Annotated in this window: 16 protein-coding genes; 8 read left to right on the top strand and 8 right to left on the bottom strand. The window is 50.3% G+C overall.

Features of this window, described 5'->3' with window-relative positions; genetic code table 11:
* Positions 1-2: 2 nt before the first annotated feature.
* Complete coding sequence (gene pilM / locus ACTHTQ_RS00610) at positions 3-1,094, bottom strand: type IV pilus assembly protein PilM (protein WP_440362762.1); 1,092 nt, start codon at positions 1,092-1,094, stop codon at positions 3-5.
* A 153-nt stretch (positions 1,095-1,247) separates the two neighbouring features.
* Here pilM and ACTHTQ_RS00605 point away from each other — a divergent pair, with 153 nt between their 5' ends.
* The 3 genes from ACTHTQ_RS00605 (at position 1,248) to ACTHTQ_RS00595 (ending at position 4,984) form a co-directional block, all read left to right on the top strand.
* Positions 1,248-3,644, top strand: a complete 2,397-nt coding sequence (locus ACTHTQ_RS00605; RefSeq protein WP_440362761.1) for a penicillin-binding protein 1A — start codon at positions 1,248-1,250, stop codon at positions 3,642-3,644.
* Between the two features lie 65 nt (positions 3,645-3,709).
* Positions 3,710-4,546, top strand: coding sequence for a PHP domain-containing protein (locus tag ACTHTQ_RS00600; RefSeq protein ID WP_049328905.1), 837 nt, complete (start codon positions 3,710-3,712; stop codon positions 4,544-4,546).
* Positions 4,547-4,984, top strand: a complete 438-nt coding sequence (locus tag ACTHTQ_RS00595) for a hypothetical protein (RefSeq protein WP_241479500.1) — start codon at positions 4,547-4,549, stop codon at positions 4,982-4,984. It begins immediately after the preceding gene.
* A gap of 46 nt (positions 4,985-5,030) precedes the next feature.
* Here the strand turns inward: ACTHTQ_RS00595 and ACTHTQ_RS00590 are convergent, their stop codons facing one another.
* The 7 genes from ACTHTQ_RS00590 to ACTHTQ_RS00560 all read right to left on the bottom strand — a co-directional run bounded on the left by ACTHTQ_RS00590 (position 5,031) and on the right by ACTHTQ_RS00560 (position 11,683).
* Positions 5,031-6,218, bottom strand: a complete 1,188-nt coding sequence (locus ACTHTQ_RS00590; RefSeq protein ID WP_224783464.1) for a hypothetical protein — start codon at positions 6,216-6,218, stop codon at positions 5,031-5,033.
* A gap of 18 nt (positions 6,219-6,236) precedes the next feature.
* Positions 6,237-6,854 (bottom strand): hypothetical protein, encoded by a 618-nt coding sequence (locus ACTHTQ_RS00585; protein ID WP_224783463.1) that lies wholly within the window; start codon positions 6,852-6,854, stop codon positions 6,237-6,239.
* 31 nt (positions 6,855-6,885) lie between these two features.
* Positions 6,886-7,632, bottom strand: a complete 747-nt coding sequence (locus tag ACTHTQ_RS00580; RefSeq protein WP_224783472.1) for a hypothetical protein — start codon at positions 7,630-7,632, stop codon at positions 6,886-6,888.
* A gap of 284 nt (positions 7,633-7,916) precedes the next feature.
* Entirely contained in the window at positions 7,917-9,131 is a 1,215-nt protein-coding gene (locus tag ACTHTQ_RS00575; protein WP_440362760.1) for an MFS transporter, read from the bottom strand.
* A gap of 263 nt (positions 9,132-9,394) precedes the next feature.
* Positions 9,395-10,330: a surface lipoprotein assembly modifier gene (locus tag ACTHTQ_RS00570; protein WP_440362759.1), complete on the bottom strand. Its 936-nt coding sequence runs from the start codon at positions 10,328-10,330 to the stop codon at positions 9,395-9,397.
* A gap of 44 nt (positions 10,331-10,374) precedes the next feature.
* Entirely contained in the window at positions 10,375-10,833 is a 459-nt protein-coding gene (locus ACTHTQ_RS00565) for a hypothetical protein (RefSeq protein ID WP_440362758.1), read from the bottom strand.
* A 109-nt stretch (positions 10,834-10,942) separates the two neighbouring features.
* Positions 10,943-11,683, bottom strand: coding sequence for a Slam-dependent surface lipoprotein (locus ACTHTQ_RS00560; protein WP_283120797.1), 741 nt, complete (start codon positions 11,681-11,683; stop codon positions 10,943-10,945).
* Between the two features lie 283 nt (positions 11,684-11,966).
* Here ACTHTQ_RS00560 and ACTHTQ_RS00555 point away from each other — a divergent pair, with 283 nt between their 5' ends.
* From ACTHTQ_RS00555 to ACTHTQ_RS00535, 5 genes are all read left to right on the top strand, one after another.
* Positions 11,967-12,809, top strand: a complete 843-nt coding sequence (locus ACTHTQ_RS00555) for a class II glutamine amidotransferase (RefSeq protein WP_440362757.1) — start codon at positions 11,967-11,969, stop codon at positions 12,807-12,809.
* 200 nt (positions 12,810-13,009) lie between these two features.
* Entirely contained in the window at positions 13,010-13,462 is a 453-nt protein-coding gene (nrdR, locus tag ACTHTQ_RS00550) for a transcriptional regulator NrdR (RefSeq protein WP_070607152.1), read from the top strand.
* Positions 13,463-13,476: 14 nt separating this feature from the next.
* Complete coding sequence (gene ribD, locus ACTHTQ_RS00545; RefSeq protein WP_440362756.1) at positions 13,477-14,580, top strand: bifunctional diaminohydroxyphosphoribosylaminopyrimidine deaminase/5-amino-6-(5-phosphoribosylamino)uracil reductase RibD; 1,104 nt, start codon at positions 13,477-13,479, stop codon at positions 14,578-14,580.
* Positions 14,581-15,154: 574 nt separating this feature from the next.
* Entirely contained in the window at positions 15,155-16,462 is a 1,308-nt protein-coding gene (locus ACTHTQ_RS00540; RefSeq protein WP_036492804.1) for a nucleotide sugar dehydrogenase, read from the top strand.
* A gap of 168 nt (positions 16,463-16,630) precedes the next feature.
* The gene (locus ACTHTQ_RS00535) at positions 16,631-18,058 is read left to right on the top strand and encodes an oligosaccharide flippase family protein (RefSeq protein WP_440362755.1); all 1,428 of its coding nucleotides are present in this window, start codon (positions 16,631-16,633) and stop codon (positions 18,056-18,058) included.
* Positions 18,059-18,079: the final 21 nt, after the last annotated feature.

Genomic DNA, 18,079 nt, shown 5'->3' with positions numbered 1-18,079 from the left:
TCTCAAAGTCCCCTTAATGCCAATCCAAACGCCAACGTCAGTGACGGCGCATCAATTTGAAACTGCGGCAATTCTACTTTTGCACTGCGTTCCACATATGAAATCGGATGCAGGTATTCTGTTGCCGTATTGGTTTGCGAGAAAATGCTTTCCGCCAAACCTGCCTGCTGAGCGGTAAAGCCGGTCAGCAGGATGTGTTTGATATTGGCGAAAGAATCAGTGGCCTGCGTGGTATAGTAAAATTGCAAAACCCGCTGAACTTCTTGCGCAACCTGCACATTAAAACGGTCGGCAATCTGAGACTGGTAGTCGGAAGGCTTGTTTTGGGAAGCCATCATTTGAGCGGCATTTTCTTCCGTTACCCGATAAGTACGCTGAATCAGCTGATTGAGCTGCTCTGTGCTGACCGGAGTTTCTTGTTTATAGAGAATGCGGCCGTTTTGCAGAATCAGGGCATACATTTGCGTCGCATGAATGCCGAACACGGCAACTTTTTCCTCTGCCATTTCGGGAGCATGCGTATTCATCCAATAAACGAAGGCATTGCGTTGCGCCAGTAAGTCCAAATCCAAAGCGGACAAAGGCAAGCCCGCATTTTCAAACATTTCAATGCGCGGTTCGACATCGTCTTTTTTAGCGGCAACAGCTAAAACATGCTGGCCCGAACCGACTTCTTCGGCTTGAAAGTCGTAGTTCATTTCTTCAATAGGCGCAAATTGGCCGACTTCCGCCTCGACAAACTCTTCCAAGTCCAAATCGGTATCACGCGGGTTGTAAATAATTTGCTCGACTGTCGCCAAATTTTGTGGCACAGCCGCAACAATATTTTTGCAAGAACTGCGTAATTGTGTGTAAGTATGTTGGATGTAAGTGGCAAGCTGATCGTAGTCTTGAATTTTGTTGCCTTTGACAATATTTTTAGGCAATTTGGTAATAACGTATTTTTCCAGCTGAATTTGGTTTAAACTACGACCTGTCAGTTGTACCATCTTAATGGCATGTTGGCTGATGTCGACGCCGATGGCAGAGCGGTTGTTCAATCCGCTAGAAGCCTTGCCTGTTTTGGTATCTTTCGTGCTTTTAAATAAGCGCATGATTTGACTTCCCTGTATCATTTAGGAGTGAGTAACTGTTTCGTTATCCGTAAAGGACTTCTTATTCTTTACACAGTATTGACTGTGGCTGATAGAAATCGTTTCCCATTTTACTTTATTTATCGCCATTAATGGCAAAATTATTACTTAGTCATGATTAAAAAGATTATAACGACCTGTATGGGTCTCTTATTAGGACTGGCTCTTTTCGGTATAGGTCTGATTGCAATTGCAATTCTGGTAACCTATCCAAAACTGCCGTCTTTGGACTCTTTACAACACTACAAACCAAAAATGCCGCTGACGATTTATTCTTCAGACGGCCAAGTCATTGGCGTTTACGGCGAACAACGGCGTGAATTTACCAAAATCGGTGACTTCCCGAAAATTTTAAAAGACGCCGTGATTGCCGCCGAAGACAAACGCTTCTACGACCACTGGGGTGTGGACGTTTGGGGCGTGGCGCGCGCCGCAATCGGCAACGTCATAGCCGGCGGTGTTCAATCCGGTGCCAGTACGATTACGCAACAGGTTGCCAAAAACTTCTACCTGAGCAGCGAGCGTTCGTTCACCCGTAAGTTCAACGAAGCCCTGTTGGCCTACAAAATCGAGCAGTCTTTAAGTAAAGACAAGATTTTGGAGCTGTACTTCAACCAAATCTATTTGGGTCAACGCGCTTATGGTTTTGCCTCTGCCGCCCAAATTTATTTCAATAAAAATGTTAATGAATTAACATTGGCTGAAGCCGCCATGTTGGCTGGCTTGCCTAAAGCACCTTCCGCCTACAATCCGATTGTAAACCCTGAGCGTGCCAAACTGCGCCAGGCTTATATTCTGAACAATATGCTGGAAGAAGGCATGATCACCCTGCAGCAACGCGATCAGGCTTTGAAAGAAGAGTTGCATTACGAGCGTTTTGTACAAAACATCGACCAAAATGCCCTGTATGTTGCCGAGATGGTGCGTCAAGAGCTGTTTGAAAAATACGGCGAAGATGCCTACACACAAGGCTTCAAGGTATATACCACCGTCGATACCGCACACCAGCGCGTCGCCACCGAAGCCCTGCGTAAAGTTCTGCGCAATTTCGACCGCGGCAGCAGCTACCGCGGTGCAGAAAACTACATCGACCTGAGCAAAAGCGATAACGTAGAAGAAACTGTCAGCCAATATCTTTCTACACTTTACACCGTCGATAAAATGATTCCTGCGGTTGTATTGGAAGCCTCACGCAAAGGTGTACAGATTCAGTTGCCAAGCGGCCGTAAAGTCACGCTGAACAGCCACGCTTTAGGCTTTGCCGCCCGTGCCGTCAACAACGAAAAAATGGGAGATGACCGCATCCGTCGCGGCTCCGTCATTCGCGTTAAAGGCAGTGGCGATACTTTTACCGTCGTTCAAGAGCCTTTGTTGCAAGGCGCATTGGTGTCTTTAGACGCGAAAACCGGTGCAGTCCGTGCATTGGTCGGCGGCTACGACTACCACAGCAAAACCTTCAACCGCGCAACTCAAGCCATGCGCCAACCCGGCTCGACGTTCAAACCGTTTGTTTATTCCGCCGCTTTGGCAAAAGGCATGACTGCCTCCACCATGATTAACGATGCGCCGATTTCCCTGCCGGGCAAAGGTGCAAACGGTAAAGCGTGGAACCCAAAAAACTCTGACGGCCGCTATGCCGGTTACATCACGCTGCGTCAGGCTTTGACCGCGTCGAAAAACATGGTATCCATCCGCATCCTGATGTCGATCGGCATCGGCTACGCGCAACAATATATCCAACGCTTCGGCTTCAAGCCATCTGAAATCCCTGCCAGCCTGTCTATGGCTTTGGGTACAGGCGAAACCACTCCGTTGCGTATTGCAGAAGGTTACAGCGTCTTTGCCAACGGCGGTTACAAAGTATCTGCCCACGTCATCGACAAAATCTACGACAGCCAAGGCCGTCTGAGAGCGCAAATGCAGCCGTTAGTGGCCGGTGAAAACGCACCTCAAGCCATTGACCCGCGCAACGCCTACATTATGTACAAAATCATGCAGGACGTTGTCCGTGTCGGTACCGCGCGCGGTGCAGCCGCACTGGGCCGCTCCGACATCGCCGGTAAAACCGGTACCACCAACGACAACAAAGACGCATGGTTTGTCGGCTTCACCCCTAGCGTTGTGACTGCCGTCTATATCGGCTTTGACAAACCGCGCAGCATGGGCAGTGCAGGCTACGGTGGCACAATCGCCGTACCGGTTTGGGTAGAATACATGCGCTTCGCCCTGAAAGGCACCAGCGTCAAACCGATGAAAGCACCTGAAGGCGTGGTTACAAACGGCGGCGAAGTGTATATGCGCGAACGCATGACCACCAGCTCCGACCTGGCCTTGGACAACAGCGGCGTTGCTCCGCGTCCTGCTCAACCTGCCCGTCGTGCCGTTCCGAATGAAAACCGCCGCAGTGCCGAGAGCAACACTGCGCCAGCTCGTGAAGAATCAGACGAAACCCCAGTTCTGCCAAGCAATACCGGCAACAATAACAGACAACAACTGGACTCTCTGTTCTAATGTTCTAAAGCAAGGCCGTCTGAAACGTTCAGACGGCCTTTTTTAAGAAAATTCAAAGCAAAACCATGATTGATTTACACTGCCATTCGACCGTTTCAGACGGCATGTTGTCCCCAACCGAAGTTGTCCGACTCGCCCGTCAAAACGGTTGCACCCTGCTCGCCCTGACCGACCACGACCATACCGGCGGACTTGCCGAAGCACGCACCGAAGCCGATACCCTCGGCCTCCCCTTCGTCAACGGCGTGGAGATATCCGTCACTTGGCACGGCCGCACCATCCACATTGTCGGTTTGGACTTTGACGAACACAACGAAGCCCTGCAAAATCTACTTGCCGAAGTCCGCAAAGGCCGTCTGAAACGACTGGAATCCATTGCGGCCAAACTGGAGAAAAAAGGCATAACAGGCGCGTATGAAGGCGCACTGGCATTGGCCGCCAACAAAGAAATGGCCAGCCGCACCCACATTGCCGAATTCCTCATCCGCGAAGGCCATGTCAAAAACAAACAGCAGGCATTTACCAAATATCTGGGAGACGGCAAATCCTGTTCCGTCAGACATGAATGGGCCACACTGGAAGACTGCGTAGCCGCGATTACAGGCGCGGGTGGCATGGCCATTATCGCCCACCCGATGCGCTATGAATTATCCGCCACCGCCAAACGAAACCTGTTTCAAGAATTTAAAAATCTCGGCGGCGCAGGGATTGAAGTGCACAGTGGCAACTGCTGTAAAAACGACCGCCTCAACTATGCCCTGCTTGCCGACCGCTTCGACTTTCTCGCCAGCGCAGGCAGCGACTTCCACCGCCCCAACGACTTCAGCGGCGGCATACTCGGCGCCTGTCCCGACTTACCCGAACAATGCCGCCCTGTATGGAAACACTTTAAGGCCGTCTGAATGCCTCACGCAAAAGGATTATCCTGCCAAAAAAGCAGCCTGCACCCCATCTCCCACCGAAAGACCCGAACCATGTGCGATTACTGCGCCGACCTTCGTCCCACCGTCCGCATCAAAACCCCGCAAAAACTGTCGCAAATGCTACTGCGCGCCGCCGACCGCCTGGCAGACGGCACGCTGGCCGACATCACCCTCGCCTACGCCAAAGTCCGGCGTATCAGTCCCGACTATGTTCAAACCTTCGCCCGCAGCGGTTACATCATCGACACCGACCCACAGGGCAACCGCCGCCTGCACGGCTGGTACGATTTCCTGACCCACTATTTCCAATGCACACACTGCAAAGCCGTGTTCGAGATTGATGCCGAAACCTACCACGGCAGCGGCGGAGAATGGAAAATGCTGGAAGAGGCGGCCAAGCGTTTTCAGGCTACCTGAAAATAAAAAATCAGCATATCTTTGGAAGCCATATCTGATAACGTGTTTATACGGCCGGGATATATGCAGTATTTTCTCCGGGCAGTATAACCGATGTTGAAATTTCCGTCGGATACACGACATCAGCGGCTGTCTCTGCTGAAATTTCACCTGCCAACTCATTGTAAATTCCTTTGTCGTTTTGGAAATCAATATCGGCAACCTTGCGCCTTTCCCCATTTTCCAAAACCACTTCTGATTCAAATAATATTTTATTATCGGCTTCATCTTTCAGATTGATTTCTGCAAAATCCAAAGAGATCGACTGGATATCCCAGTCGGACAATAGAGAAAGCTCTCCTTCCTCCGTTTTCCCGTTACTGTTTTCGTCATGCCAGATTCTTAGCTCGCCCCACAATTCATCATATTGATTAATGATATTATTATTGTCGCTGTCCAAATCTTTCAAAGCTTCTACGCCGTTTTCTGCGCGCTTGCCGTCAGACATAACTGTTGCCTCACCAAACATCTCCGTTCCGTCGTTTACCATGCCGTCTCCATTTTTATCCCAAACCAAAAAACCGCTGCCTTTTTTGAGCCAAGCCGTCTGTTCGACCATCCCGTCGCCATCCATATCAAAACTCACTCCATCCTCCACCGAAGTCGTGAGCAACTCTTCTCCATACAGCTCGATAGCAAGAGGAGTATGGTAATTTTTGGCAATTTGGTCAAAATTCTGCTGAAGATTATCCACTCCGCCCTGCAAATCAAGTGAAATATTGGCTTTGTTCAGTAAATCCTGCAAAGCTTTCAAAGCTTCGTTTTCATTATGAATTTCTTTGCCTTTTCCTGATGCCTGTTCGGATTTTTGCTGTTCGACCAAAGCAGCCAAGCGGTTCACTGCATTGGAATGAAGCCTGCTGGCTGAAGTAATCAATGCCGCATACGCACTTTTTGAGTAATTTACTAAATTATCGTTGAAGCTGACACTCTTGCCCGCGCTACCGATACCGAATTCAATCGCCCCCTGCTTTCCGCCTGAAGAATAATATAACGCTGTTCTTGCAGCCGTCGTTACCGTACCGTCTGCCAAACGGCTGTTGGCAGGTACAAATACCACCATCAACATAGGATTTCCACGTGTCATCATCGGCATCAGACTAAGCGGCATATTTGGATCGGTTTTCTGAAAGCGAACCCGCTCGTCACCTACGCCAAACAGTCTGCTGGGATGGTCAGGCGCTGCTTCATCCATTCCTGATTGCAGGATTTTTTACTTTTCGGCCGGAGTTTTACCGTTTAGCAGGTTTGGATTGATTTTCTTAAGGAATATTGATTTCGCCAATGTCCAATAAGTATCGCCGGGCTCGCCGCTGGGGTTTTGGGTTTTCATTTTATGGGCAAAATAATCAACAGCCTGTTGTTGGTTCATCGCCTTGATTGCTGCCGTATCCGATCCGTATTTGGTTTCTTTGGGATTGTTCCGCAAATCAAACTGAAAACGGTTGTATTCGGCTTTTCCTTCTTCATAAACAAATCTTCGTGCATATTCATTCGCTGTTATATTGCGATTTCCATCAATATCAAGATCAAGCTTGGAAATTGTTTTCGACAAACCATGTCCTAACTCATGAGCCCAATCAGAAGCAGTCAGATATCTTTTGTCTGCCGTACCGAATACAATACTTCTATTTTCTTTACTGCCAATTAGTTTGCTTTGGAAAAATATGCCGGAATATTTAGTGTTTGCTTGAATACTCCCTAACCCCCATTGATTGATAAAGTTATGGGTTTGCCCCAGTAAAATTGAATCCCGAATAATCTGATTAACTTCCGAAACAGGCATCCCTAATTTTAAAAAATGCTGCCGGATTTGTGCTGTTGTAGCCATACCATATACCTTTAAAATTAAATACTATCGACTATCTGATAAGAAAGATGCTGGAAATATCATTAATGCATTTGTCTGTTGGATGCTGAAATAATATTCCTGCACCTTTCTCCTCCCTTATAACCAAATGTCTATCACTCCCGATCAAATGGTTGTTTTCATCTACTGCTACTTGTTTTACTACCGTATACCTAGGAAAAACTTGTTCTGTTCCATTGTTAAAGCATACGCTGACCGGGCTTAGGATATGAGATGAAACATAGGGTTTCGGCAAATCATCAGGATAACGGTTGTCAGGAAACAGCGAACGGTAATGCTTTAAATAATCAGGCGTTGCTTCGATTTCTAAAAAAGTACTGCCGTCGTAGTCGGTCTGATGCACTACCATAAAGCCGTCGGTCGGCCGTTTTAGCTTACGCCGCCTGTGTTTGAGCCATTTCTGCCGCTCTGCCTTGTCTTTCCATCTGAGTACCGCCTGTTTTTCTCCGTCAGGCCGCAAACGGCCGGAAAGCCGCAGATAGCGCCGGTACACGGGAATCTGCCACTTTTTCGCTAAATCTTCAGGCGGCATATCAAGCAAACAGGCACTATGCAGCGTGCCGGCCATCTGTCTGAACAAATTCTCGAAGCTCTCTACAGGATAAAGCTGCCCGCAGCCCGTTGCGTCATCCGCATATGCTTGAGAAACAGAGACCGTCTGAATGCCGCTATCGGCATGAGACAAAATGGGCAGCAACATGGCCGGCCACAGCAAAGCAGCTAAAAATTTCACACTCATCTCCTTCTTGATAAAAATTATTACTTGCATTGATATTATTTCCAATATTTTTTCACTGCAAGCACATTTGCACGCTAATTGAGACCTTTGCAAAATTCCCCAAAATCCCCTAAATTCCCACCAAGACATTTAGGGGATTTTTCATGAGTACCTTCTTTCAGCAAACCGCCCAAGCCATGATTGCCAAACACATCGACCGTTTCCCACTAATGATAGAAAAAGGTCGTCTGAAAACCGCTTTTCCGTTTTCAGACGACCTTTGTTCTTTGCTTTGTTCAAGCGGGTTACGCCGTTTTCTTTTCGCGTATCGGCAGGTTCAGCAAAGCCGCCGTCCCCGCCAACACCGCGTCGGCATACCACATCCAGCCGTAATCGTTGAATTGATAAATCACGATGCCGCCGATATACGAGCCTAAAAAACCGCCGATTTGGTGGCTCAACATCGTCAGTCCGAACAGCGTCGCCAGATAGCGCATGCCGAACAGCTTGCCCGTAATCGCAGCGGTGGGGGCGACGGTGGCGAGCCAAGTGAAGCCGAGTGCGGCGGCGAAAATGTAGAAATTGACGTCGGTTCTCGGGGCGGCAAGGTAGATCAACACCATCGCCACGCGCGAGGCGTAGAGTCCGAACAAAACGTATTTGCCCAAAAACCGCCCCGTACACCAGCCCGAAAAAATGCAGCCCGCGATGTTCGCCAGGCCGATAATCGCAATCGAAGTCGAAGCGACCGAAGCGGGCAGACCGCAGAGCGCGATTTCGTTGGGCAGGTGGGTTACCAGAAACGCGATGTGGAAACCGCAGGTAAAAAAGCCCAAGTGCAGCAGGATGTAGCTGCGGTCTTTAAACGCCGCTTTGACTGCCTGCCCCAGCGATTGCCCGTTTTCAGACGACGTATGGTGTGTGGCGACAGCGTTTTTGCCGCCCGCCAGCCACCACGAAATCGGCAGGATTAAAAGCGCAATCCCGCCCCAAACATAAAACGTCCCCGTCCAGCCGACGGCGGGCAATATCAACAAACCCTGCACCAGCGGCGCAAACAGAAACTGCCCCGCCGAACCGCCCGCGTTGACCAGCCCCGAAGCCAAACCGCGTTTGTGCGGCGGCACTTTCGCCGCGACCTGCCCCATGATGATGGAGAAACCGCCCGCGCCAGTGCCGAATGCAAAAAGCAGCCCGATTGCCAGCATCAGCCCCCAATAAGTCGGCATCTGCGGCACCATCAGACAGGCAGATGCCAGCAACAGCGCGCCGCCGCCCAACACCTTAAACGCGCCGAAACGGTCGGCAAGCGCGCCAGAAAGCGGCTGGGACAAGCCCCACATCAACTGGAAAACGGCAATAATCAGGCTGAACTCTTGGATACTCAGCTCGGTAGAGTCGACGACGGGACGGACAAACAGTCCCAAAGTCATGCGCATGCCGATGGTAATCAGCAGGATGGCGGCGGCAGCGGCGGTCACCAGCCAAAGGTCAGGGGATTTTTGCTGTGTGTGTGTCATGGTTATGATTTGTTTCTATTGGAAAATGCCGTTCAATCAAACGGCAAAACGACGGATTTTAACAAACGGACTGACGCAGGCTAAATAACTCCTAATGCTTTGATTATAGCCAAAACCTCTATCCGCGCCGTTTTTCAGTTTCTTTCTATCCGCAAGGCAGGGAATGGGATACGGGCAAAAATACGGCACATAAAAAACGGCAAAGGTCGTCTGAAAACCCGAAATCCGATTTTCAGACGACCTTTGTGTTTCTGCGTCCTGCGTTAGAACGATTTGACCAGCGACAGACTGACTGCGTTTTGTTTGTAGCTGTACAGCCAGTCGGTGTTGCCGCTAACGCGGCGGTGTTTGTAGCTGAGGACGTGCTTGAGGCCGGCGAATTTCCAGCGGTCCGCGCCTATGCTGAGGCGGTAGGTTTGTTCTTTGTCGCGGCGGCGTTGTTCGAGTACGGCGTTTTCTTCGCGGTGGCTGCGGATGCCGAAGGTGGTGGAAGCGGAGGCGTTGAAGCCGGCTTCAAACATTTTTGCCGCGCCCAGCCGTGCGGAGATGAGGCGGTAGCTGTCCACCGGTTCTTTGGCTTTGCGCTGCTGCCAGTCTATGCCGCCGTAGAGCATGAGGTCGTTGCACGGGAAGTAGGACAGGGTGTTGTAAACGGAGATGAGGTTGCCGTCGAGCAGGCGGGTTTTGTCGGAATAGGAGAGGTGTTTCCACTCGGCTTCAGTGTTCCACGTCCAGCCGCCCTTTTCGAGGTTCCACTCGCTGCGTACGCCGTAGGCGCGGTTGAGGGTTTTGCCGCCGCTGCCGTTCCATTCGACGAGTGGGGCAAGGGCGAAAGTGTGGCGGTGGTTTTCAAATTGGTAGCCTGCGCTGAGGTTGAGCGTGTGTTCGTTGAAGTCTTTATGGTCGCGGTAGAAGCGGCCGTAGCCGAGCGCGCGGGCGGCGATGCCGTGGTGTCCTTTAATCTGCCAGCGGCGGACGGCGGCGGCTTCGTATTTGATGCCGTTGGCGGAAATGGGTTTGTCGCCGGAAAATTCTTCCCAGCATTCGCCGTCGATTTCGGTTTTACACCACGTTTTGCCGCTGGCTTCGTTGATGTTGCTGTTGTGGACGGCGCCGATGGAAAGGCTGCCCTTCCAGCTTTGACGTTGGTTCAAGGCATCTTGGAAATGGGCGATGTTTTCTTTGACGGCTTCGGGCAAGTCTTCGTTTTGAATGTGTGCAAATTCAGAAGAGGCTTCTCGGTTCAGACGGCCTTCAAAAAGCAGGCGTGCGTAATCAAGCCGTCCGCGTATGAAGTCGGAATGGCGTTGCAGCAGGGTTTCGTATTCTTGTTTGGCGGTTTTCCATCTGCCTTCGCCGCGGGCGAGCGAGGCGCGGGCAAGAGGGCGATGTCGGGATCGTATTCGGTTTGCTGTGTATAACGCTCGAGCAGCGGGCGCACGGTCTGCCAGTCGCTGTGATTGACGGCGTTGAACAGGGCTTCGCCTTGGTCGGCTTCGGGGTCGGTTTCGGCTGTCTGCCCGATGTTTTCAGTGGGAATGTCGAGGCGGTATTCGCGCACTTTTTGTTCCTGTTCCTGCATGGTTTGGCGGGTGTCCTGCCACAGGCGTTGCGCGGTACGGTCGTCTGAAAAGTCAGAACGGGGCACGGCAAGGACGGGGGCAGCGAGAAACAGGAGAAGGCAGGCAGACGGTTTGTACATGGTGTCGGCTTTCCGGTCGGTGGTTTTCAGACGACCTTGAGAAGGTTGGCGGGCTGGTGTTTAAAAAAGCCTGCGTGAAGCAGGCTTTCATTTTACTTAACTACGGATTTTAGCGTTTTACACCGCCGTATGCCGTATCCAGATTGCGGTCGGTCTTAAATTTGGCAACACCGGCCAACGCGCTTGCACCGTTGCCGAAGAAGTGGCCTTCGGTTGTACCGAAGTGGCCGTTGGCGCGGGCGTAGCCTTCAAATGATGCGCTAGACGGTTTGATGCGGGAATGAATATCCAGCTGCATGGCGTTGTTTTTCATAGAACCGGTCAAGACTTTTTGACCGAAGTCGGCACGCAATGTACCAGTCAGAGGATTATTGCCGGTGTAGTTGTTGATGCCTTTAACCGCGTAGTTGGCTACACCGGATACAGGCATAGAGGTAGCGCGTTTGTCGCCGGAGTAGTAAACGCCGCGGTTGGTGCCTTTAGCGTATTCTTTGCCGACCCACTCGCCGTAATATACTTCCGAACCGCCGCTCTTAATGGTATCAAATGCATAACGGCCGAGATTTTGACGGGTGTATGCGTCGTTAACCTGTACGGTTTTCACGCCGTTGCGGTCTGCTTTTGCCGGAATGCGGTTTACGTTGGTGTAATACACTCCTGAACGGTAGGCTGCATTTTTCATCACTTTTTCGCCTTCGGCTTCAGATGCAGGCTTACCCCATTTTTTGCCGTATTTGTGATTTTTGTAGCCATACTCGAATGGGTTATAGGCATTATTAGCGGCAAATGCGCCTGCGCTGAACACAACAGCCAAAACAGCAGCGGTGGTTTTTTGCAGATTCAGTTTCATTGAACACTCCTTGAGGTAAGACGATGGTGGGGAAAATTATGTTTCGTTGTGAGTAGAACATATCGTTATGTGAGGAGGTCTTTTTGTTCTACAAAACATTTTATAGGGGAAGTGTTAGCACAGAATTAGCAAATATTCTAAAAATCTCCAATAAGGCGAAAATATTTATTTTTAATTCGATACGACCTGTATCACCTGCCCCAAAACGGCAAAGAATATATTGAAACTACCTGCCCGATACACCATAATGACCCTATAAATACCCAAAAAAAAGGTTAACGCCATGTGCCAACTGCTCGGCATGAATTGCAACACTCCCACAGACATCATGTTTTCTTTTGAAGGCTTCCGCCGTCGTGGCGGCATTACCGATTACCACGCCGACGGCTTCGGTATCGGCTTTTTTGAAGGCAAAGGCGTGCGCTTGTTTCACGACGACAAGCCCAGCGCCAACTCGCCTGTTGCCGACTTGGTACGCGCCTATCAGATCAAATCCGAAAACGTTATCGCCCATATCCGCAAGGCCTCACAAGGCCAGACCTCATTGGCGAACACTCATCCCTTCATGCGCGAGATGTGGGGCGAATATTGGCTGTTTGCCCACAACGGCCATTTGATTGATTTTTTCCCCGAGCAGGGTGAGTACTACCATGCCGTCGGCTCAACCGATTCCGAACGCGCGTTCTGCTTTATTCTCAACCGCCTGCGCAGCCGCTTTGCCGCCAAGCCCGAACCTGAAGTTTTGTTTGACGCCATTGCCGGCCTAACCCATGAAATCCGCCGCCACGGTTTGTTCAACTTTGTGATGTCCAACGGCGACTGCCTGTTTGCCCATGCCAGTACCTTGCTGCACTACATCGTGCGCAAAGCCCCGTTTGGCAAAGCGCGTCTGCTGGACGATGATGTGATGGTCGATTTTTCCAAAGTGACCACGCCAAACGATAAGGTCTCCGTCATCGCCACCCTACCCCTGACCCGCGATGAAACTTGGTCGCAATTGGCAGTCAATGAATTGGTGATGTTTCAAGACGGCGATATCGTCCGCAGCGACCGCCCCGAAAATCCGGTTTATATGAGCGCGGAAGAAGGTTTGGAAATCGCCCGTGCCGTCGGCGTATCGGTTTGACGTTTGATTGACTGAAAAACACAAGGCCGTCTGAAAAGCCCGACTTCGCCAAAGTTGCCCTTTCAGACGGCCTTTTTATACCTAAATTCTACGCAAAAGCCTTTACTATACGAAAATAACGCAATCCGCTACAATAATAGTTCACAAACAATAAATTCAATTGCTTAGCGACCTTGCCGAGCGTATGACAAGGAAACCCGATGAAGTGCCCGTTTTGCCAACACCCCAACACTCAAGTAACCGACTCGCGATGGCTGGAAGACACCAACAGCATCCGCCGTCGCCGCAAATGCTTGGAATGCGGACAACGCTTCAGCACTTTTGAAACCGTTGAAATGCGGATGCCGCAAGTCATCAAATCCAACGGCACACGGGTTCCCTTCAATGCGCACAAACTGCAGACCAGCCTTGAGCGCGCGCTGCACAAACGTCCTGTCACACAAGAACAAATCGATGAAACCGTTGCCCTCATCGAGCAGCGCCTCTACCGTTTGGGCAAAAAAGAAGTCGCTTCGCGCATCGTCGGCGAAATGGCGATGGAAGAGCTGGCAAAAATCGACCAAGTCGCTTATGTCCGCTTCGCGTCTGTCTATAAAAGCTTTAAAGACGTTTCCGAATTCACCCAAGTCATCGCCGAATGCAAAGCCAAATAAGGCCGTCTGAAACCATGTTTTCCGCACTTGATACCCAAATGATGCAAACCGCCCTCGAGCTGGCCAAGCTTGGGCGGTTTTCCACTTCTCCCAATCCCCGCGTCGGCTGCGTAATTGCACACGGCGCCCAAATCGTCGGACAAGGTTTCCACGTCAAAGCAGGCGAACCGCACGCTGAAGTTCATGCCTTGAGGCAGGCCGGAGCGGCGGCAAAAGGCGCAACGGCCTATGTCACGCTGGAACCTTGCAGCCATTACAGCCGCACGCCGCCATGTGCCGAAGCGCTGGTTCATTCCGGCGTAACGCGCGTGGTCGCCGCCATGACCGACCCTAACCCGTTGGTTGCAGGCAAAGGCTTATCCATGCTGGAAGCCGCCGGAATCCGTACCGAAAGCGGTTTATTAGAAGCTCAGGCGCGCGAACTGAACCGCGGTTTTCTGTCACGTATCGAACGTGGCAGACCGTTTGTCCGCCTCAAGTGCGCCGCCAGTTTGGACGGCAAAACCGCCCTTTCAGACGGCAGCAGCTTTTGGATTACCGGCGAAGCGGCGCGCGAAGACGTACAAATTCTCCGAGCCGAAAGTTGCGCTGTTTTGACCGGTATCGGTACCGTACTTGCCGACAACCCGAAACTCAACGTTCGCAGCTTCCCCACTCTACGCCAACCTGCGCGTATCGTCTTGGACAGCCGACTGCAAACTCCTTTAGACTGCCACCTCGTTACTGATACCGAAAGCCCGACCGTTATCGTTACCCTTTCCTCAGACGAACAACGTTTGCAGGCTCTAAACGCATTTGAACATATCCGCATCATCAGGCCGTCTGAACACATCAACGGCCGCATCAATCTTCTTTCACTCATGCCGCAACTGGCAGAGCTTGGCTTTGGCGAAGTTCTGGTAGAAGCCGGCTCCACACTTGCTTCAGCCTTCCTGAAGGATGACTTGGTGGATGAAATCGTCCTCTACCAAGCGCCGAAACTGTTAGGCGCAGGCAAACCTCTTTTCTCCCTTTCTGAAAATCCGGCCGCCCTACTTTCAGACGGCCCTTGGCAAAGTCAATCAGTAGAAATCATCGGACAGGACATTAAATGGGCTCTCCGGAAACAATCCATCTAATTGCCTCAAATTAATAATCAAATCACTTTCAATAGCATATATCTATTATCCACATAGCAATAAATGTAATTTTTTCGTCAATATATTATAATGACTTTAGCGTATTCCAATTTAAAACTTTGACTTAAGTTAACTATCCTCAAGCTGATTATCGACAAATTTTCCTTTTTTTCATCACGAAATAATGGATTATTAAGATAAGTTAAGCCACGAAAATTTATTAAAAGTTTTTATTCTAGAAGGGTTTTAAACGGCATAAACGGTAGTTTCATTTCATGAACCATGCATTTGACAAAACAATATCTAAAATCAAAACATGTAGTTGAATGTAACTTCTAAAAATTAAGCATTCAAAAATACCGTTTTCATGCCTTATAGGCCGTCTGAACGACCATTAAACTTTTTTGATTGAGACGAATCAGATAAGTGCTTATGATTTTGTCTAACGTAATTATAAGTATGGTTTTAAGGCTTCACACAATACGGCAGCCGGCTATGGCTATGCGGTTGCAGCAAACAACTCAGGCATCGGGCAAACACTCCCGATTTACTCATTCATTACACGAAAGACATCATGAAAAACATTACGATACAAAAATTTGCCGATAAGACCGCAAAAATCGGCATCGTTGGCTTAGGCTACGTCGGTTTACCACTGATGTTGCGCTATGTGGATATCGGTTACCAAGTTTTGGGTTTCGACATCGACAAAACCAAAGTCGACAAGCTCAACAAAGGCGAAAGCTACATTGAGCATATCCCTTCCGACAAAATTGCCGCTGCTTCCAACAGCCTGTTTGAAGCAACGACCGACTTCTCCCGCATCGGCGAAGTAGAAGCCGTGATTTTGTGCGTACCGACTCCGCTGAACAAATACCGCGAACCGGACATGAGCTTTGTGATCGACACTACCGACGCAGTCAAACCTTACCTGCGCGCCGGTCAAGTGCTGTCTTTGGAATCCACCACCTACCCCGGCACTACCGAAGAAGAATTACTGCCGCGCATGGAAGAAGGCGGCTTGAAAGTCGGTCAAGACGTGTTCTTGGTTTACTCTCCCGAGCGCGAAGACCCGGGCAACCCGAATTTTGAAACCCGTACCATTCCCAAAGTCATCGGTGGCCATACCCCTGCTTGTTTGGAAGTCGGCCTGGCACTGTACCAACCTGCCATCGATAAAGTCGTCCCCGTCAGCTCCACCAAAGCCGCCGAACTGACCAAACTTTTGGAAAACATCCACCGCGCCGTAAACATCGGCTTGGTGAACGAGATGAAAATTGTTGCCGACAAAATGGGCATCGACATTCACGAAGTCATCAATGCCGCCGCAACCAAACCGTTCGGCTTCGTTGCTTATTACCCGGGCCCTGGCTTGGGCGGCCACTGTATCCCTATCGACCCGTTCTACCTGACTTGGAAAGCACGCGAATACGGCGTAAACACCCGTTTCATCGAGCTGGCCGGTGAAGTGAACTCCCATATGCCCGACTACGTTATCGAAAAAGTCGGCCTGGCTTTGAATGACCACAACCGTTCTATCAAAGACAGCAAAATCTTGGTATTGGGTATCGCCTACAAGAAAAACGTGGACGATATGCGTGAAAGCCCGTCTGTGGAAGTGATGGACCGCCTACACAAACTGGGCGCAGTGGTTTCCTACTCTGACCCGCACGTTCCAGAGTTCCCGCACATCCCCGGACACCACTACTTCGACCTGAAGAGTGAAGCGCTGACCCCCGAAACTGTCGCCCAATACGATTGCGTGGTTCTGACCACCGATCACGACAAATTCGACTATGACATGATTACTGAACATGCCAAGCTGATTGTCGATACACGTGGCAAATTCCCAGTGAAAAATCCTAAAGTCATCAAAGCATAATCTTGCTTCAGACGCATCCGGCTGCCTCCGGTTTCCCTGATTGGGACGGCGGCCGGTTTCCCAAGGCCATTTGTTTTTCAGACGGCCTTGGCAAACCGGCAACGGTAACAACACATACCTTACGAAAAACGCTCAGCTCGAACTTCTGGCCGTCTGAAAACAAATAATATGAACGCGAAAAAAATCCTCGGCTACGCATTGGGCCCGGTAGGAAGCGCCGCTTTCGGCCTGCTTTCCCTGCCACTCATCTCATGGTACTTCCCTGCGGAAGACATCGGCCGTATCGTACTCTTGCAGACCATTGCCGGACTGAGCATTCTGCTCTTGGGCTTGGGGCTGGACCAATCCTATATTCGTGACTATTACGCCGTTAAAGACAAGACCGCGCTGTTCAAATCCGTTTTTTTATCGCCATTGATTCTGACTATGGCGGTTATGGTTTTAGTGCTATTGATAAACGCATCATGGCCGTCTGAAATCATTTTTGACATCCCCAGTGCAAATTTGGGGATTCTCTTTCTGATTTTCTTGGCCACCACGCTGATTACCCGTTTTTTAGCCCTGATTTTGCGGATGAAAGAGCAGGCATTGGCTTTTTCCGTCAGCCAGCTTGCGCCGAAATTCTTGATTCTGGTGTTGGTTTTTGCCGTGATTGCTTCCGGCTTGCCTGCCAATACTACTTCGCTGGTTTTTGCCTACACCGCAGCCCAAGTGCTTACCGTTGTACTGTTGATATATCAGCTGCGCCAAGACCTGCAAGCCGTTTCCCATGCAAAATGGTCGTCCGAGCTGCATCGAGACGGCCTGCGCTACGGCCTGCCGCTGGCATTCGGCAACTTGGCCTATTGGGGGCTGACTTCGATTGACCGCTTCGTCCTCAAAAACATCTCGGGTTTGGACGAATTGGGCATTTACTCGATGGCGGTCAGTTTCGGCGCTGTTGCCCTGATTTTCCAAAGCGTGTTTTCCACCATTTGGGCGCCTTTGGTGTTCAAATGGGTAGAAGAAAAAACCAATCTGGACAAAATCGGCGACATCACGCTTTCCATGACCGTCCTCATCAGCGCAATGATTTGCCTTATCGGGATTTTCTCGCCGATGGCGACTTGGATACTGCCGGAAAAATACACGCAGGTTCAATTTATCCTGCTCTCGTGTATGCTTTTCCCCCTGTTTTACACGTTGACCGAAGTCAGCGGCATCGGTTTGAACGTCGTTCGCTCGACTTGGCTGATTACTGTCATCAACATCGTTGCCTTTATCGCCAATACCGCCCTGCTCTATCTGCTGGTACCGAAATTTGGTGCAAAAGGTGCGGCTATGGCCAGCGCAACGGCTTTTTGGCTGTTTTTCATCTTTAAAACCGAATTCTCTTCACGCCTATGGCAACCTTTGCCGCGCCTGAAGATTTATACCAACTCAACGCTCTGCCTGATGATCTGCCTTGCCTACACTTGGCTGGGTACGCGCGACAACTACATTTGGTTTGCTCTGGCATGGGCAGTCGGACTGGGTTTCCTGTTCCTAAAATACAAACACGCACTATTTGCCACGACCGAAAAAATCAAAGCCAAATTAAACCGTTCGGCAAAATAGCCAACCTGAGATCCACGTCTC

It is taken from the genome of Neisseria sp. P0020.S003 (assembly GCF_051957095.1).
Lineage (GTDB): Bacteria > Pseudomonadota > Gammaproteobacteria > Burkholderiales > Neisseriaceae > Neisseria > Neisseria subflava.
The sequence above is the reverse complement of the archived record's forward strand: the minus strand, read 5'-3'. Positions and strand labels throughout refer to the sequence as shown.

Excerpts from the sequence above, each read along its gene's own strand:
- ACTHTQ_RS00580 (WP_224783472.1), bottom strand. The coding sequence starts at position 7,632 with ATGAGTGTGAAATTTTTAGCTGCTTTGCTGTGGCCGGCCATGTTGCTG.
- ACTHTQ_RS00590 (WP_224783464.1), bottom strand. The coding sequence starts at position 6,218 with ATGGATGAAGCAGCGCCTGACCATCCCAGCAGACTGTTTGGCGTAGGT.
- ACTHTQ_RS00575 (WP_440362760.1), bottom strand. The coding sequence starts at position 9,131 with ATGACACACACACAGCAAAAATCCCCTGACCTTTGGCTGGTGACCGCC.
- ACTHTQ_RS00540 (WP_036492804.1), top strand. The coding sequence starts at position 15,155 with ATGAAAAACATTACGATACAAAAATTTGCCGATAAGACCGCAAAAATC.
- ACTHTQ_RS00555 (WP_440362757.1), top strand. The coding sequence starts at position 11,967 with ATGTGCCAACTGCTCGGCATGAATTGCAACACTCCCACAGACATCATG.
- ACTHTQ_RS00565 (WP_440362758.1), bottom strand. The coding sequence starts at position 10,833 with ATGTACAAACCGTCTGCCTGCCTTCTCCTGTTTCTCGCTGCCCCCGTC.
- ribD (WP_440362756.1), top strand. The coding sequence starts at position 13,477 with ATGTTTTCCGCACTTGATACCCAAATGATGCAAACCGCCCTCGAGCTG.
- ACTHTQ_RS00605 (WP_440362761.1), top strand. The coding sequence starts at position 1,248 with ATGATTAAAAAGATTATAACGACCTGTATGGGTCTCTTATTAGGACTG.
- ACTHTQ_RS00600 (WP_049328905.1), top strand. The coding sequence starts at position 3,710 with ATGATTGATTTACACTGCCATTCGACCGTTTCAGACGGCATGTTGTCC.
- ACTHTQ_RS00535 (WP_440362755.1), top strand. The coding sequence starts at position 16,631 with ATGAACGCGAAAAAAATCCTCGGCTACGCATTGGGCCCGGTAGGAAGC.
- ACTHTQ_RS00560 (WP_283120797.1), bottom strand. The coding sequence starts at position 11,683 with ATGAAACTGAATCTGCAAAAAACCACCGCTGCTGTTTTGGCTGTTGTG.
- ACTHTQ_RS00595 (WP_241479500.1), top strand. The coding sequence starts at position 4,547 with ATGCCTCACGCAAAAGGATTATCCTGCCAAAAAAGCAGCCTGCACCCC.
- ACTHTQ_RS00585 (WP_224783463.1), bottom strand. The coding sequence starts at position 6,854 with ATGGCTACAACAGCACAAATCCGGCAGCATTTTTTAAAATTAGGGATG.
- pilM (WP_440362762.1), bottom strand. The coding sequence starts at position 1,094 with ATGCGCTTATTTAAAAGCACGAAAGATACCAAAACAGGCAAGGCTTCT.
- nrdR (WP_070607152.1), top strand. The coding sequence starts at position 13,010 with ATGAAGTGCCCGTTTTGCCAACACCCCAACACTCAAGTAACCGACTCG.